At 59.2% G+C, this 13,102-nt stretch carries 13 protein-coding genes; 7 read left to right on the top strand and 6 right to left on the bottom strand.

Annotated features, from left to right (window positions below; genetic code table 11):
- The first annotated feature begins 14 nt into the window (after positions 1-14).
- Together ACTH3D_RS00220 and ACTH3D_RS00225 are read left to right on the top strand one after the other, a co-directional pair.
- A complete protein-coding gene (locus tag ACTH3D_RS00220) occupies positions 15-710 on the top strand; it encodes a DUF1850 domain-containing protein (RefSeq protein ID WP_441664021.1) in 696 nt (231 codons plus the stop codon).
- Positions 707-2,713, top strand: a complete 2,007-nt coding sequence (locus tag ACTH3D_RS00225; RefSeq protein ID WP_441664023.1) for a TRAP transporter permease — start codon at positions 707-709, stop codon at positions 2,711-2,713. The genes ACTH3D_RS00220 and ACTH3D_RS00225 overlap by 4 nt, the downstream gene beginning before the upstream one ends.
- Positions 2,714-2,761: 48 nt before the next feature.
- On the opposite strand, the gene ACTH3D_RS00230 is transcribed toward ACTH3D_RS00225, so the two are convergent.
- A complete protein-coding gene (locus ACTH3D_RS00230) occupies positions 2,762-3,478 on the bottom strand; it encodes a YbaY family lipoprotein (protein WP_441664025.1) in 717 nt (238 codons plus the stop codon).
- Positions 3,479-3,723: 245 nt separating this feature from the next.
- Between ACTH3D_RS00230 and purE the strand changes: the two genes are divergently transcribed.
- Together purE and ACTH3D_RS00240 are read left to right on the top strand one after the other, a co-directional pair.
- Positions 3,724-4,233, top strand: coding sequence for a 5-(carboxyamino)imidazole ribonucleotide mutase (purE, locus tag ACTH3D_RS00235; protein WP_441664027.1), 510 nt, complete (start codon positions 3,724-3,726; stop codon positions 4,231-4,233).
- A gap of 79 nt (positions 4,234-4,312) precedes the next feature.
- Positions 4,313-5,461, top strand: a complete 1,149-nt coding sequence (locus tag ACTH3D_RS00240) for a 5-(carboxyamino)imidazole ribonucleotide synthase (protein WP_441664029.1) — start codon at positions 4,313-4,315, stop codon at positions 5,459-5,461.
- Between the two features lie 29 nt (positions 5,462-5,490).
- Here ACTH3D_RS00240 and ACTH3D_RS00245 read toward each other — a convergent pair whose 3' ends face one another.
- Positions 5,491-6,489 (bottom strand): YeiH family protein, encoded by a 999-nt coding sequence (locus ACTH3D_RS00245; RefSeq protein ID WP_441664031.1) that lies wholly within the window; start codon positions 6,487-6,489, stop codon positions 5,491-5,493.
- A gap of 155 nt (positions 6,490-6,644) precedes the next feature.
- Here ACTH3D_RS00245 and ACTH3D_RS00250 point away from each other — a divergent pair, with 155 nt between their 5' ends.
- Positions 6,645-7,604: a LysR substrate-binding domain-containing protein gene (locus tag ACTH3D_RS00250; protein ID WP_441664033.1), complete on the top strand. Its 960-nt coding sequence runs from the start codon at positions 6,645-6,647 to the stop codon at positions 7,602-7,604.
- On the opposite strand, the gene ACTH3D_RS00255 is transcribed toward ACTH3D_RS00250, so the two are convergent.
- Positions 7,575-8,285 (bottom strand): TraX family protein, encoded by a 711-nt coding sequence (locus ACTH3D_RS00255; RefSeq protein ID WP_441664035.1) that lies wholly within the window; start codon positions 8,283-8,285, stop codon positions 7,575-7,577. The genes ACTH3D_RS00250 and ACTH3D_RS00255 overlap by 30 nt on opposite strands.
- Positions 8,286-8,590: 305 nt before the next feature.
- Positions 8,591-9,130 (bottom strand): O-acetyl-ADP-ribose deacetylase, encoded by a 540-nt coding sequence (locus ACTH3D_RS00260; RefSeq protein WP_441664037.1) that lies wholly within the window; start codon positions 9,128-9,130, stop codon positions 8,591-8,593.
- Between the two features lie 181 nt (positions 9,131-9,311).
- On the opposite strand from ACTH3D_RS00260, the gene ACTH3D_RS00265 reads away from it, so the two are divergent.
- On the top strand, positions 9,312-9,911 hold the full coding sequence (locus ACTH3D_RS00265) for a LemA family protein (protein ID WP_441664039.1): 600 nt from the start codon (positions 9,312-9,314) through the stop codon (positions 9,909-9,911).
- Complete coding sequence (locus tag ACTH3D_RS00270; RefSeq protein ID WP_441664041.1) at positions 9,908-10,963, top strand: DUF3137 domain-containing protein; 1,056 nt, start codon at positions 9,908-9,910, stop codon at positions 10,961-10,963. Before ACTH3D_RS00265 ends, ACTH3D_RS00270 begins: the two co-directional genes overlap by 4 nt.
- 27 nt (positions 10,964-10,990) lie before the next feature.
- On the opposite strand, the gene ACTH3D_RS00275 is transcribed toward ACTH3D_RS00270, so the two are convergent.
- Positions 10,991-12,043, bottom strand: coding sequence for a tartrate dehydrogenase (locus ACTH3D_RS00275; protein WP_441664043.1), 1,053 nt, complete (start codon positions 12,041-12,043; stop codon positions 10,991-10,993).
- A gap of 54 nt (positions 12,044-12,097) precedes the next feature.
- Positions 12,098-13,066, bottom strand: a complete 969-nt coding sequence (locus ACTH3D_RS00280; RefSeq protein WP_441664045.1) for an asparaginase — start codon at positions 13,064-13,066, stop codon at positions 12,098-12,100.
- Between the last annotated feature and the right edge of the window lie 36 nt (positions 13,067-13,102).

A 13,102-nucleotide genomic window follows, 5' to 3' on the forward strand; every position in this document is an offset into this window, starting at 1 on the left:
GGCGGCTCGTCAACATGACGGCACTGGTGAAGGTCGTTGATCGAGGGCGAGCCGAAAGGCTCGCCCTCTTGTTGCTGGTTGCCGCGCTTTGCCAATGGCTGGCCATGCCGTTGCAGGCGCAGGGCAAACCGCCCGAACCGGAAAAAAGCAGCGGCGGTTGGTGGTTGCAGGTGATCGGGCCTGACAATACGCTGTTGGTAAGTCTTCCAGTGACTGACGGCGCAGGCTGGTGCCTGGCCTGGAACCATTCAGTCGAGGGCTTCACGGTGCACGATTGCTATCGCAACCTGGCCGGCCAGATGCTGCTTGAGCGCAGCCACTTGCCGGATTTTGCCGCCGGGCTGGATCATATTCCTGGCCGTGGTCGCCAGCTCTCTGACGGCCAAGGCGGTTACTGGATTGAGGATATCAACGAGCCGGTGCTGGGAAGCCGCTACCGGCTGCGGGTAGGCAGTGACAAGGTGAACCACCGACTGGTCAGCCACGGCCAGCCAACACTGAGTGAGCTGATTGAGCTGCAGGAAAAGGTTGAAGCCATAAGCTGTCCACTGCTGGTGCCGGACGTAAATCGCAACACACCCGTAGTGATTTCGCTGAGCGAGCTGGCCGCCGGGCGCGGCGTTGTCGTTCAGTTAACAGACAGTACCTCCTGTGACATCTACAAGAGCAGCGCTTCCGAAAGCGCCGCAACAACGAGAACATCACCATGACTGATACGGCAGTTTCCCCGGTTATTCCAGGTAGCCAGGCCAATCACTCGCGGGCCATGCTGTGGCTGATCAGCTTGGTTGCGATAACGCTGTCGCTGTTTCAGCTCTACTCGGCGGGTATTCAGCCACTGGGCCTGTTCTATCAGCGCAGTATTCACCTGGCGCTGATCATGATGCTGGCTTTTCTGATGTTTCCGGTATTCGGGCCCGCACATAAGCGCGGCTTGCTTGGTGGTGGCATTGATCTGATGTTCTTTGCCGGTGCCGTACTTACAGGCGGCTATCTGGTCCTGAACCTTGATGCCATCTTCCAGCGTGCCGGCTTCTGGAGTCAGACCGATATTGTGGTCGGCTGTATCGCCACGCTCACCGTGCTTGAAGCCAGTCGCCGTGCGGTAGGGCTGGGCATGACGATAATCGGCATCATTGCCATCCTCTATGCCTTTGCTGGACCACGCGGGGAGCTGCCGTGGCTTGGCGAATTTTTGCCGGGGATTCTCGAGCATCGCGGCTACAACATCGATCGGGTGGTAGGGCAGCTGTATCTGGGGCAGGAAGGCATCTTTGGCCTGCCCATGGGTGTGGCGGCGACCTATATCTTCATCTTCGTGCTGTTCGGTGCCTTTCTTGAGATCACCGGGGCGGGCAAGTTCTTCATCGATCTGGCCTATGCCGCTACCGGGCGGCAGCGCGGCGGTCCGGCCAAGGCGGCGGTTATTGCCTCGGCCGGTATGGGCTCGATTTCCGGCAGCGCCATCGCTAACGTAGTGACCACTGGGGCTTTTACCATCCCGCTGATGAAGCGTCTGGGCTACAAGCCAGAGCAGGCCGGCGGTATCGAAGCAGCAGCATCCACTGGTGGGCAGATCATGCCGCCGCTGATGGGCGCGGGGGCGTTCCTGATCGCCGAGTACACCCGGATACCGTATCTCGACGTGGTCAAGGTCAGCATCTTTCCGGCCATCATGTACTTCGGTACCGTCTATCTGTTCGTGCACATCATTGCTTTGAAGCAGGGCATGCAGGGCATGAGCAAAGATGAGCTGCCAAAGGTGGGTGACGTAATGGCCTCCGGCTGGCATTTCCTGCTGCCATTGGCAGTGCTGGTGTGGCTGCTGGTCATGAGTATGTCGCCGATGCGGGTGGGCTATTATGCGATCATCACCATGCTGGCGGTGGCGGTGCTGCGCTTTGCGGTGTGGTTCTTCTTTGTTGGGCCCAAGCGCGGTGAACCGGTGACGGCGCCACGGCTATGGCAAGCGGTCAGGACCGGCTTCATCAAGCTGCTGCAGGGGCTGGAGCTCGGGGCGCGTAATGCGGTGTCGGTCTCAATGGCCTGTGCGGTGGCGGGTATTATTGTCGGGGTGGTAGGGCTGACCGGTCTAGGGCTGAAGTTCTCGGCCATGATGCTGGCGTTCTCTGGTGGCAACCTGCTGCTGGCGCTGGTGATGATACTGCTGGCGAGCCTGGTGCTGGGCATGGGTTTGCCGGTAACTGCCAGCTACATCGTGCTGATCGTACTGGTGGGTCCCGCGCTGGCTAACGAGTTTGGCGTGCCGCTGCTGATCGCTCATTTGGTGGTGTTCTGGTACTCCCAGGATTCCAATGTCACCCCGCCAATTGCCTTGGCTGGTTTTGCCGGGGCAGCGATTGCCGGGGCCAAGCCGATGCCGACCAGCTTCCAAGCCTGGAAGTTTGCCAAGGGACTGTATCTGATACCGTTGTTCATGGTCTACAACCCAGAAATCATCGTCGGTGGCCCGGTGCTGTTGGTGATCTGGAGTGGCCTGAGTGCGCTGCTGGCGTTGGGTGCCTTCGCTGCGGCATTGGAAGGGTATCTGTTCACGCGCTTGTCGTGGGGATCACGGGTCGTGCTGTTGCCCGCCATCGTTGGCGTATTCTACCCGAGCCTGGTGGCCGAGATGGCGGGCGTGGGAGTCATGGTGGTGATCCTTGCTGGCAACTGGTTGGTCAGCCGCCGGGAGCAGCCCGCTGCTGCCTGATTGATCGCCGCTGGCAGTGGGGATTCAGCAGTCAAATCAGCTGCTGAATCATTCTTCAACCTTGTCAGCGGTGTCGGCATCCCCGGCGCTTTCATCAGCAGACTCTTTTTGTGCTGAAGCGCTGGGTTCCTGAATGTTTTCTACTTGGCTGTCCAGTGCTTCCAGGCTGCCATCGTCCTGGGGGCGTTTTCCATTGGGCGGTTGCAGCATGGTTTTCTGTGTGTCTTGCATGCTGCCGATGGCATCAGCGGCGCGGACTGGCTCAAGGGTCAGCGTAACGGGGTTGTGATCGGCGCCATTGCCAACATCGATGCTATGACGGCTAGCGCTGACCCATAGCAGTTCACCAGCGGCGTTGCGCAGCTCACCGTGCAGGGCATGGGAATGTTCGGGGTCGATGTCGCTGGTGTCGTAGTCGAGCTGAAAGCGCACCGGGCCCTGATTGCCGGGCTTCAGTGTTGTCCTGGTAATAAGTACCGAGGGTGCATCAGCCTGCGCAATGTCTCTCAGGCTGATGGTCAGCTCGGCATCATCGGGCACTGAAATATCGGTAGCCGAGAAGACAACGTCACCTTCCAGGCGGAGGGTCTGCGAGGGCGCTGAAGGCTGCTCAGCTTTGTCGGTATCCTGAGCGCTGGCATCGCTTTGCATCTGCTGGGCAGACGGCTTGCTTTCGTCCTCGTTGGCATCCTGGCTGCTGTCACAGGCGGTCAGCGCGAGTGACGCGCTCAGTGTGGCAATTAGCAGGACGTATCCTTTCTTCATGGTCGGGTTCCTGGTTCAGGTGACTGGGTTGCGCCCCCTTAGTGACGGATACTCAGAGGTTTGGTTCCCTGATACTTAGCAATTGGGTGACATTTAAGCATGCGCTGCCTAGCCAATAAAGAACGCAGACAGCATACGCAACACCTGCGGTCGCTCTGGTAGAATGTGGAACTTTCCCTTTATCGTCTGCCCTGTGCGCCGTCATTGCGTCAGCCAGACGTCATTTCATTTCCAAGGAGCCTCGGATGCCCGAGAAGACTCAAGCGCCGCAGGTTGGCGTGATCATGGGATCAAAATCTGACTGGCCGGTCATGGAACATGCGGTGGCCATGCTCGAGCGGCTAGGTGTGGCCTATGAAGCCCGGGTGGTATCGGCCCATCGTACGCCAGACTTGCTGTTTGATTACGCCAAGGGCGCCAGCGCCCGGGGTATTCAGGTGATTATTGCCGGTGCCGGCGGCGCGGCCCATCTGCCGGGCATGGTGGCCTCCCAGACGGCGTTACCGGTGCTTGGCGTGCCGGTAGAATCCAAAGCGCTGAAAGGGCTCGATTCGCTGCTGTCTATCGCCCAGATGCCGGGCGGCGTTGCGGTGGGCACCCTGGCGATCGGTAAAGCCGGTGCTACCAATGCAGGGTTGCTGGCAGGCCAGATCATAGGCTTGCAGGATAGTTCAGTCGGTGTCGCAGTTGAGGCATTCCGTGCCGAGCAGACCCAAAGCGTGCTAGACCATCCTGATCCGCGCCCAGAGCCCTGATAAACGTCCTAAGAAAGGTCTGACGAAAGGCCCTCCACGAGCGGTCTTCATCAAAAGAGTAACCCGTGAGGAAAATACCATGAACATCGGCGTACTGGGTGCCGGTCAGCTGGGCCGTATGCTGGCGCTAGCAGGCTATCCGCTGGCCAACCGCTTCACCTTCCTTGATACCACTGGCAACCCCAGCGCCGGTATCGGCGAAGTGATGATCGATACCGACCAGAGTCATCTAGAGGCGTTTCTCGGCAAGGTGGATCTGGTCACCTACGAGTTCGAGCATTTACCAGTGGCGCTGGTTCAGGCCATCGAGGAGCGCAAGCCGGTGTATCCCTCCAGCGAGGCGATCCGTATCTGCCAGAACCGCGCCGAAGAGAAGGCGTTATTCGATCGGTTAGGCATTCCGACACCGGCCTATCGTCTGGTGGACAGCGCTGAATCTCTGGAAGCAGCAGTGCGTGAGCTGGGTGCGCCGGTAGTGGCCAAGTCGGTGACCGAAGGCTATGACGGCAAGGGGCAGGCGGTGATCCGCGATCCGGCTCAGGCGGGTGACGCCTGGCGCAGCATCAACCATCCGCAGCTGATCGTTGAAGCCTTCGTGGACTTCGTGCGCGAAGTGTCGATCATTGCAGTGCGTGGTCGCGATGGCGAGGTGGTGTTCTATCCTATGGCAGAAAACCAGCATGTGAATGGTATCCTGCGTTACTCGCTGGCACCGGTTCCTGATCTGGAGGATGACGTGCAGCGCACTGCCGACGGTTATATCCGCTCGCTGCTTGACGCGCTGGACTATGTCGGTGTGCTGACCCTGGAGCTGTTCCAGTGCGCTGATGGTAGCCTGCTGGCCAACGAGATGGCACCGCGGGTGCATAACTCCGGCCACTGGACCCAAGACGGGGCGGTGACCAGCCAGTTTGAAAACCATCTGCGTGCCATCCAGGGCCTGCCGCTGGGGGATACCCGTGCCCGCCAGCCTACCGCCATGGTCAATGTGATCGGGCAGGAAGCGGATAACAGCGCGGTATTGGCCATGGCCGATGCGCACCTGCATCGCTACGGCAAAAGCGAGCGCCCCGGTCGTAAGCTGGCGCATATCAACTTGGTGGCCAGGACCTACGATGAGCTGCTGAAAAAGGTGCGCGTCTGCGCTGCGCTAGTACCGGACGCGCCAGAGTCACATTTCAGTTTCGAGCCCCATACCGGCAGCAGTTTTGAAACAACCACCGACTAGCTGTGCAGGAAAAACAGGGTCAGCCCGGCTCACCCCACCAGCAGGGTACTGGCCAGCCAGCCGCCGCTGACCAGCAGCACAAATAGGGTCAGTGCCAGGATAAAAGGGCGCAGGCCCAGATCGCGCAGCGTCGAGAGTCGGGTATTGAAGCCCAGCGCCGCCATGGCCATGGTCAGCGCCAGCTGGCCTGCCAGAACCAGGCTGTGATGCAGCGAGGCGGGCAGCTCGATGAAGCTGTTGAACACCACCATGGCCATGAAGCCAAAGGCAAACCACGGGACTGCCAGGCTGGCGCCGACATTGGCGCCGTCCGTGCTGGCCGCCTGACTGCGCAGCCACAGCCGGCCTACGATCAGCAGGAAGGGCACCAGCATCATCACCCGCACCAGCTTGACGATGACTGCATTGGTCAGCGCTTCGGGACCGACTGCCTCGCCGGCAGCGATCACCTGAGCCACTTCGTGGATGGTAGCGCCGATATATATGCCGAACAGACTTTCTTGCATGCCTATCAGCGGATACAGCAGTGGATAGACCAGCATGGCCAGAGTACCGAACAATACCACCGTGGCGACTGCCATGGAGGCAGCAGCAGGGCGTGAGCGGATGAGGGATTCGGTAGCCAATACCGCGGCAGCACCGCAGATGGCGCTGCCGGCACTGGTCAGCAGGGTGGTTTCACGGTCCATACCCAGCACTCGGGTGCCGATAAAGTAGCCGGTGATTAGCACCGTAGTAATCACCAGCACATCGAGGACCAGTACCATCGGTCCCAAAGCCGTGATCTGCTGCATGGTCAGCGACAGGCCAAACAACACAATACCGCCACGTAGCAAGCGGCTGGTGGAAAACTTCAGGCCGGGGCCGGCGTCGCGCAGCTTGTCTGCCAGCGGCGTGTTACCAGCGACGATGCCCAGCAGCAAAGCGATAACCAGCGGGCTGATACCGTTATTAGCCAGCGCTGGCAGCTGGGCAAGGCTGAATCCTGCCGCGGTTAGTAGTGCGCATAAGACTAGCCCTTGGACCATGAAGCGCCCCCCTTGTGATGCATTGGTATGAAATGAGATAGCCCGGGCCGTGATAGCTCGGAATGATATGGTCATATGTCGATGAAGCGAGTCTAGGGCTTGCTAGCTGATATAGTTATCAACCAATAACGAAGTGGCTTTTCGGAAAAACCGATATGGGACCCGCCGTCACCTTTCGCCAGCTCCAGGTATTCGTCGCCGTTGCGCGGTTTGGCACCGTCAGCGCCGCCGCGCTGGAGCTGTGTCTGTCGCAGTCGGCTACCAGCCAGGCGCTGTCTGACCTGGAGCGCCAGCTGGGCATCACGCTGTTTGAGCGCCCCGGGCGCCGCTTGAGGCTTAACGCTCTGGGCGATGAGCTGCTGCCTCGTGCCGAAGCCTTGCTGGAAGGCATGGCAGACTTTGTTGCCGCGGCCAGCGATCCGTCAGGCACCCTGCGCGGCAGCCTGAACATTTCGGCCAGTGCCACGGTCGGTACCTATCTGCTACCCGCCCTCGCAGGACGTTTTACCGAACTTTACCCCGCGGCTGAGCTGCGCCTGCGCCTGCGTAATAGCCACGAAGTGGCCAATGATGTGCTGGGGATGGACGCCGATATTGGGCTGATTGAAGGCGAGTGCCGCGACAATGTGTTGGTCAGTGAACCCTGGTGCCAGGACAGTCTGGTGGTGGTGGCTGCGCCGGGCCAGGTGCTTGCTGATAACAGCACGGCGGGAGAGCCACTGTGCGGCGACGAGCTTGAAAGCATGGCGTGGATACTGCGTGAACCGGGTTCGGGTACGCGCAGCGTTTTTGAGCAGGCCATGCGTGGGCGTGGGCTGACGCCGCGTGTGCGCATGGCGCTGGATCAGACCGAGGCGGTCAAGCAGGCGGTTGTGGCTGGGCTGGGTGCAAGCTGCCTGTCACGGCTTAGCGTAGCCGGAGAGCTGGCGCGCGGTGAGTTGGTTGCGCTGGAAACGCCGCTGTCCCTGCGCCGCCGCTTTTCACTGGTGTGGCATCCCGAGCGCTATCGCAGTCCACTGTGGCAAGCGTTCAAGGTATTCCTGACCGATGCTGAGCGCAGCGGTGTGCTGCACGACTTGAGCCGCTTAAATGTTGCCGCTGAGGAAAAGCCATAGGGCAATGACGGCGAAGTGGCCGGGGTACCAGCTGAGCCATAGACGGCGTGGCATCTGCCATATCATTTCGGGGATATGGCGATGGGTGCCTGCCGCCAGTAGCAGCACCAGCACACAGGTGCCCAGAGTGAACGACTTGGCCATCAGTGAGCTGTTCATAAACCCGCCGATGATCAGCACCGGTAAACAGCTGAGGGCGGCGACAGGCACGCCATCGCGCGTCACATCAGTGCGGTGAAGGCGCTGCATGGCTAGCATGTAGGCGGGAATTAGCAGCAGCCCCGGATGACCATACTCCGTCAGAGTGCCGGCCAGCCACCAGACCATCACCGCGGTGGCGATTTCTGCGCCGAGCCGCCATACAGCAGTGCTTTCTTGCCTAAGCCGCTGCCCCAGCCCCGACAGCCAGACACCGCCCACCAAGCCCAGCGACAGCGTGAAACAGATGTTGATGATCAGTGCATCACTTGAGCGCGGCATCAGCATGTAGGGCAGCTGCGCTACCAGGCCGATGACCAGAATACGTCGCGCATAGCGCAGCGGGTTACGGGTGTTGAAACAGGCATGCCAGGCCACCATGCCCGCAAACAACGGAAAGGCAATGCGCCCCACCGAGCTGCCTACCCAGCTCATCTGCCAAGCTTCTGGCGCCACATAACGGGCGACATGGTCAAGCGTCATGGTAATCAGCGCCAGCCACTGGCCCCAGCCGGTCCAGTTTGAACAGGGGCGTGGCAGAGCAGAGCTCGCATGAGTGTTTGTAGCAGTGTCCGCATGCGGGTCAGCAGACGCGTGTGCTGAAGCCCGATTCTCTAGTGAAAGCGTTTGGGATGGCTGGCGGCAAGGTGCGCTGGCAGGCATGGCATACTCCAAAATATCCTTATGCCATGAGGACACTGATCTTTGCCTGCCGTTCGCTGCTGATGCGATTAGTCAAAGTATACTTGTTGGTGTTGTCAGAATTGTTGTCAGACCTGCTGCAAAAATTATGTCGTCTCTCCAGCAACAGATCGACACATGGCAGTGTCCTGTTCGCTAAAAAAGCATAGCGTGACCTCGAATGCCGGGTGCTTCGGTAACTCATCGCGCATGACTGCTAGCACGACCTTGGCAGCTTCCTCGGATGGATAGCCGAAAACGCCCGTAGAAATGGCGGGAAAGGCAATGCTGTGCAGGCTGTACTCGGCGGCTAACACCAGGGCACGACGATAACAGTCGGCCAGTAGTCCGGATTTATCTTCGTTTTTGTCATATACCGGCCCTACGGTGTGGATCACATGGCGCGCCGGCAGCTGAAAGCCATCGGTCAGCGCGACTTGGCCAACTGGCAAACCGTCTGGCCAGTCACTGTCGCGCAGCCGCTGGCAGGCAGCTTTCAGCTGTGGCCCGGCAGCGCGGTGGATCGCTCCATCAACGCCGCCACCACCTAGCAGGCTATGGTTGGCGGTGTTGACGATGGCATCGACGTCCAGTGTGGTGATATCGCCGGTGATGATGTGCAAGCGCTGATCCGTGCTGACTGACATCAGTTTATCCTCCTGTACTTCCCGTTCATTTGAACGGGTTAATGATGACTTGTTTTAGTTACCCTCGAATTGTCTGACTTAAATCAGGGTTCGTTATCCTGCAGGCTGTGTATCGCCTGCTTGGCGCTTTATCAGCAAAATTTCAGCTGAACTTCAATTAAACATACCAGGAAATACCCCCATGCTTCTGACCGCCACCCTGCTTGTTTGCGTTGTCTGTGTCGTTGCCTACCTGTGGTACGTCGCTGTAATAAAGCGGCGCAACCGCGTGCTTGAGGCGCTGTCTTCCATTGATGTGCAGCTGAAAAAGCGCCACGACCTGCTGCCCAATGTGCTCAAGCTGGCCAGTCAGTACATGACCCATGAGCGCGACCTGCTGGAGCAGGTGACCCAGCTGCGCACCAGCGCCCGGGTGTCCTACGACGAAAAAAATGCCGGTGACGTCAAACAGCACCTTGAGGCAGAGGGTGGACTGCAACAGGGCATGCGGCAGATATTTGCGGTGGCGGAAAACTACCCGGACCTCCGCTCAAGCGAAACCATTGTCGAGGCGCAGCAGAATTTCAACGAAGCCGAAGCGCACATTGCCGCCGCACGGCGTTTCTACAATGCCGCCGTTACGCGCTTGAACACTGCGGTGCAGATTTTTCCCGGCAGCTTGATCGGGCGGATGGCCGGCGTTGAGCCGATGCCTTTCTTCGAGCTGGAGGACAAAGCGCAGCGCGAGAACGTCAATGTGGATGATTTTCTCAATGTGGGTAACCGGGGGAATCAGTCATGAGGGTTGATACAGCAGTCGCAGGACGCGCGGAGAACCTGCCGGAAGGCTTTGTGGAATATTACACTGGCACTATTGAGCCGCAGCTGGAGCGTTTTGATGAAAAACGCCGTCTGGGTGTCAAGTTGATGATAGCAGGCGGTGTTGTGGTGGTGCTGGACCTGGTGGCGCTTTTCTGGCTTAACAGCCAGGGCGTTACCAGCTCTATGGTCCTGGTGGCCGGTCTTGCCGTGGCCGCTTTAGCTGGCCTGGGCGTTTTTCTGACTTATCGCAAAACGCGCCAGCTGGTAAAAACTGCGCTGGTCGAGCCAGGGTGCCGGTTTCTTGGCTATGACTATGTTCAAAAGCCCAGGGATTTCCCGGTAGAGCAGTTTTATGATCTGAGGTTGATTCGACGCCGCCAGCAAACCAGTACCCAGGTGGAGGACGGCATCAGCGGCACGTACAACGGGATAGGATTCCGGCTATGTGAAGTGGAAATCAGGGACAGGAGCAACCAGGACAAAGAGCAGAAAAGCTCAAGCGATAAAAATAAAAACCTGCTGTTTCGCGGTGTGCTGTTTATTAGCGAATTCCCCCGCAACTTCACCGGGGAAACGCGAGTGTTGCACTCGGCACACCTCAGCCTGTTACCCAAGTCAGCCCTGGATGGCTCGCGGCTGGAAAGTGTCCATCTGGAAGAGTCGAAGTTCTCACAGTCGTATCATGTGTATTCCAACGATCAGGTTGAGGCCCGCTATCTGCTCAACCCTCGCTTCATGGAGCTGTTGATGGAGCTGGTTGCCCGCTTCAACCCCAGCCCTGAGCTTCCGCCAGACCAAGCCGAGGCGATTGAACAGTCATGGATTTACCAGAAGATGATGGACGTGGCCAACTCACTGTCCGTCGCCTTTGTGGACAATCAGATGTTGATCGCGGTCGGCACCCGTGAGAACCGTTTTGAGGGCGGCAGCCTGCTCAAGTCGCTAAAAGACCGCCAGCGGGTGGAGCAGTTGCTGGAAGAGTTACAGGTGGTGCCGCAGATTCTCGATACCCTTTCGCTGGAAGGTAAGTAGCCGCACCACCCGGGCAACATCAGTGCTTTATTGCAATGCGCTGATCAACGCATCAGTCAACTCGGAGGTACTGGCATTGCCGCCCATGTCCGGTGTGCAGTGTCGGGTATCGCTGGATACTTGATCCAGCGCTTTCAGGATGGCCGAGGCTGCCGCTTTTTCGCCCAGATGTTCGAGCATCATCGCGCCGGACCAGATGGCTGCGATCGGGTTGGCCTTGCCCTGGCCGGCAATATCCGGCGCCGAGCCGTGCACGGGCTCAAACATCGAAGGCAACTGCCGGTTCGGGTTGATGTTGGCAGATGCTGCGAATCCCAGTCCGCCCTGAATGGCTGCGCCGATATCGCTGAGAATGTCGCCGAACAGGTTGGAAGCGACGATCACGTCCAGGCTTTCGGGATGGGTGATCATGCGCGCAGCCATAGCGTCGACATGGTAGCGCGTCACAGTGACGTCGGGATACTCGGCGGCCAATTCATCGGTGACCTCATCCCAGAACACCATGGAATATTTCTGTGCGTTGGACTTGGTCACCGAGGCTAGCTTGCCGGAGCGCAGCCGCGCCTGTTCGAAGCCAAAACGCAGAATACGTTCGACCCCGTGGCGGGTGAAGATGGATGTTTCTACTGCGACTTCTTGCGGGCTGCCCAGATGCACGCGGCCACCGGCGCCGGAGTATTCACCCTCGGTATTCTCTCGGATGCACAGGATGTCGAAGCCGGTTTTCTTCAACGGACCATTGGCCCCACCGAGCAGACGGTGGGGGCGCATGTTCACGAACTGATCGAAGTGCTTGCGGATCGGCAGTAGCAGGCCGTGTAGCGACACGCTGTCGGATACTTTTTCAGGCCAGCCCACCGCGCCCAGAAAAATCGCATCGCTCTGTGCCAGTCGTGCTAGACCGTCGTCGGGCATCATTTGCCCGTGCTCAAGGTAGTATTCACAGCCCCAGTCGACTTCGGAAAACGTCAGGCCGAAGCCAAATTGATCGGCGGCCGTTTTGAGTATGCTGCGCGTTGCGTGGGTGACATCGACACCGACGCCGTCACCGGGAATTACGGCGATATCATAAGAAGACATGGTTTCTCCTGGTTAGTGTGTTTGTCGCTAGCTTTGGCAATCGCCGCTCAACCGTCATGAAAACAGCGACTGGTCGACGGGCATATCACATGACAGCGCTAACATAAGCCGCAGCCTGGCTTTTCTGGCGTTCAAGTGGCTGGTCTTGAGCGCCCCCAGTGCCACCATCTCGGCAAGACAGCCCGGATACTCATAGACCTCGGCCAGATTGCCTAAAAAGGTAGAAGAGGCGATTGCCACTGGCACGCCGCTTTTCATCACAGCACCAAGGGGCTCAACCCAGTCTGGCGGCACATGCCCGCGACCGATAGCGTCAATGACCAGCCCCTCGGCACCGCTGGCCACCGCCGCCTCAAGCAAGGCAGGTGACGCGCCAACCGCCACCGGCATGATATCCACTCGTGGCAGCTGGGTACCTGGGGTGATGGCGCTCAGGCGCTGTAACTGTTTGAATAGCCTTACCTCATCACCATCCACAAAGCCCACGGGGCCGATGCCCGGCGAGCCGAAGCCGTTGAGTTGATAGCTGCTGGTCTTGCGCACCGTGCTGGCCGCATGGACCTCCTCATTGAACACCACAAGGGTACCAGCACCGCGTGCTTGGGATGCACCTGCCACCTTTATGGCATCGCGTAGATTGGGGCCGGCATCCGAGCCGGGGACGTAAGGCACACGCTGGGCCCCGGTGACCACCACAGCAGTGTTTGGCAGCATCAGGCTGGTATCGAGGAAGTAGGCGGTATCTTCCAGGGTATCGGTGCCTTGTGACACCACCAGGCCGGCGACTTCTTCACGCTGTGACAGTTCAAGGCACAGCGCCCTGAGCTGCAGCAGGTCGTCAGTGGTAATGGAGTTGCTGGCTTTCTGGTAGAGCGTGACCACTTCAACCGGGCCGCTGCTGTGGATATTCAGTTGCTCCATCAGCGCCTTGCCGGAAAGGGCCCCGGCAACCGCTCGTCCCGAGCTGTCGGGAATGCTGGCGATGGTGCCGCCCAGCGAAATCAGTACTACGGTATTTTTCATTGCATGTGACCCCTGTTGGCTCCGGTGGTTGTTTTC

The organism is Halomonas sp., from assembly GCF_052095765.1.
GTDB lineage: Bacteria > Pseudomonadota > Gammaproteobacteria > Pseudomonadales > Halomonadaceae > Halomonas.

Excerpts from the sequence above, each read along its gene's own strand:
- ACTH3D_RS00220 (WP_441664021.1), top strand. The coding sequence starts at position 15 with ATGACGGCACTGGTGAAGGTCGTTGATCGAGGGCGAGCCGAAAGGCTC.
- ACTH3D_RS00225 (WP_441664023.1), top strand. The coding sequence starts at position 707 with ATGACTGATACGGCAGTTTCCCCGGTTATTCCAGGTAGCCAGGCCAAT.
- ACTH3D_RS00230 (WP_441664025.1), bottom strand. The coding sequence starts at position 3,478 with ATGAAGAAAGGATACGTCCTGCTAATTGCCACACTGAGCGCGTCACTC.
- purE (WP_441664027.1), top strand. The coding sequence starts at position 3,724 with ATGCCCGAGAAGACTCAAGCGCCGCAGGTTGGCGTGATCATGGGATCA.
- ACTH3D_RS00240 (WP_441664029.1), top strand. The coding sequence starts at position 4,313 with ATGAACATCGGCGTACTGGGTGCCGGTCAGCTGGGCCGTATGCTGGCG.
- ACTH3D_RS00245 (WP_441664031.1), bottom strand. The coding sequence starts at position 6,489 with ATGGTCCAAGGGCTAGTCTTATGCGCACTACTAACCGCGGCAGGATTC.
- ACTH3D_RS00250 (WP_441664033.1), top strand. The coding sequence starts at position 6,645 with ATGGGACCCGCCGTCACCTTTCGCCAGCTCCAGGTATTCGTCGCCGTT.
- ACTH3D_RS00255 (WP_441664035.1), bottom strand. The coding sequence starts at position 8,285 with ATGACGCTTGACCATGTCGCCCGTTATGTGGCGCCAGAAGCTTGGCAG.
- ACTH3D_RS00260 (WP_441664037.1), bottom strand. The coding sequence starts at position 9,130 with ATGTCAGTCAGCACGGATCAGCGCTTGCACATCATCACCGGCGATATC.
- ACTH3D_RS00265 (WP_441664039.1), top strand. The coding sequence starts at position 9,312 with ATGCTTCTGACCGCCACCCTGCTTGTTTGCGTTGTCTGTGTCGTTGCC.
- ACTH3D_RS00270 (WP_441664041.1), top strand. The coding sequence starts at position 9,908 with ATGAGGGTTGATACAGCAGTCGCAGGACGCGCGGAGAACCTGCCGGAA.
- ACTH3D_RS00275 (WP_441664043.1), bottom strand. The coding sequence starts at position 12,043 with ATGTCTTCTTATGATATCGCCGTAATTCCCGGTGACGGCGTCGGTGTC.
- ACTH3D_RS00280 (WP_441664045.1), bottom strand. The coding sequence starts at position 13,066 with ATGAAAAATACCGTAGTACTGATTTCGCTGGGCGGCACCATCGCCAGC.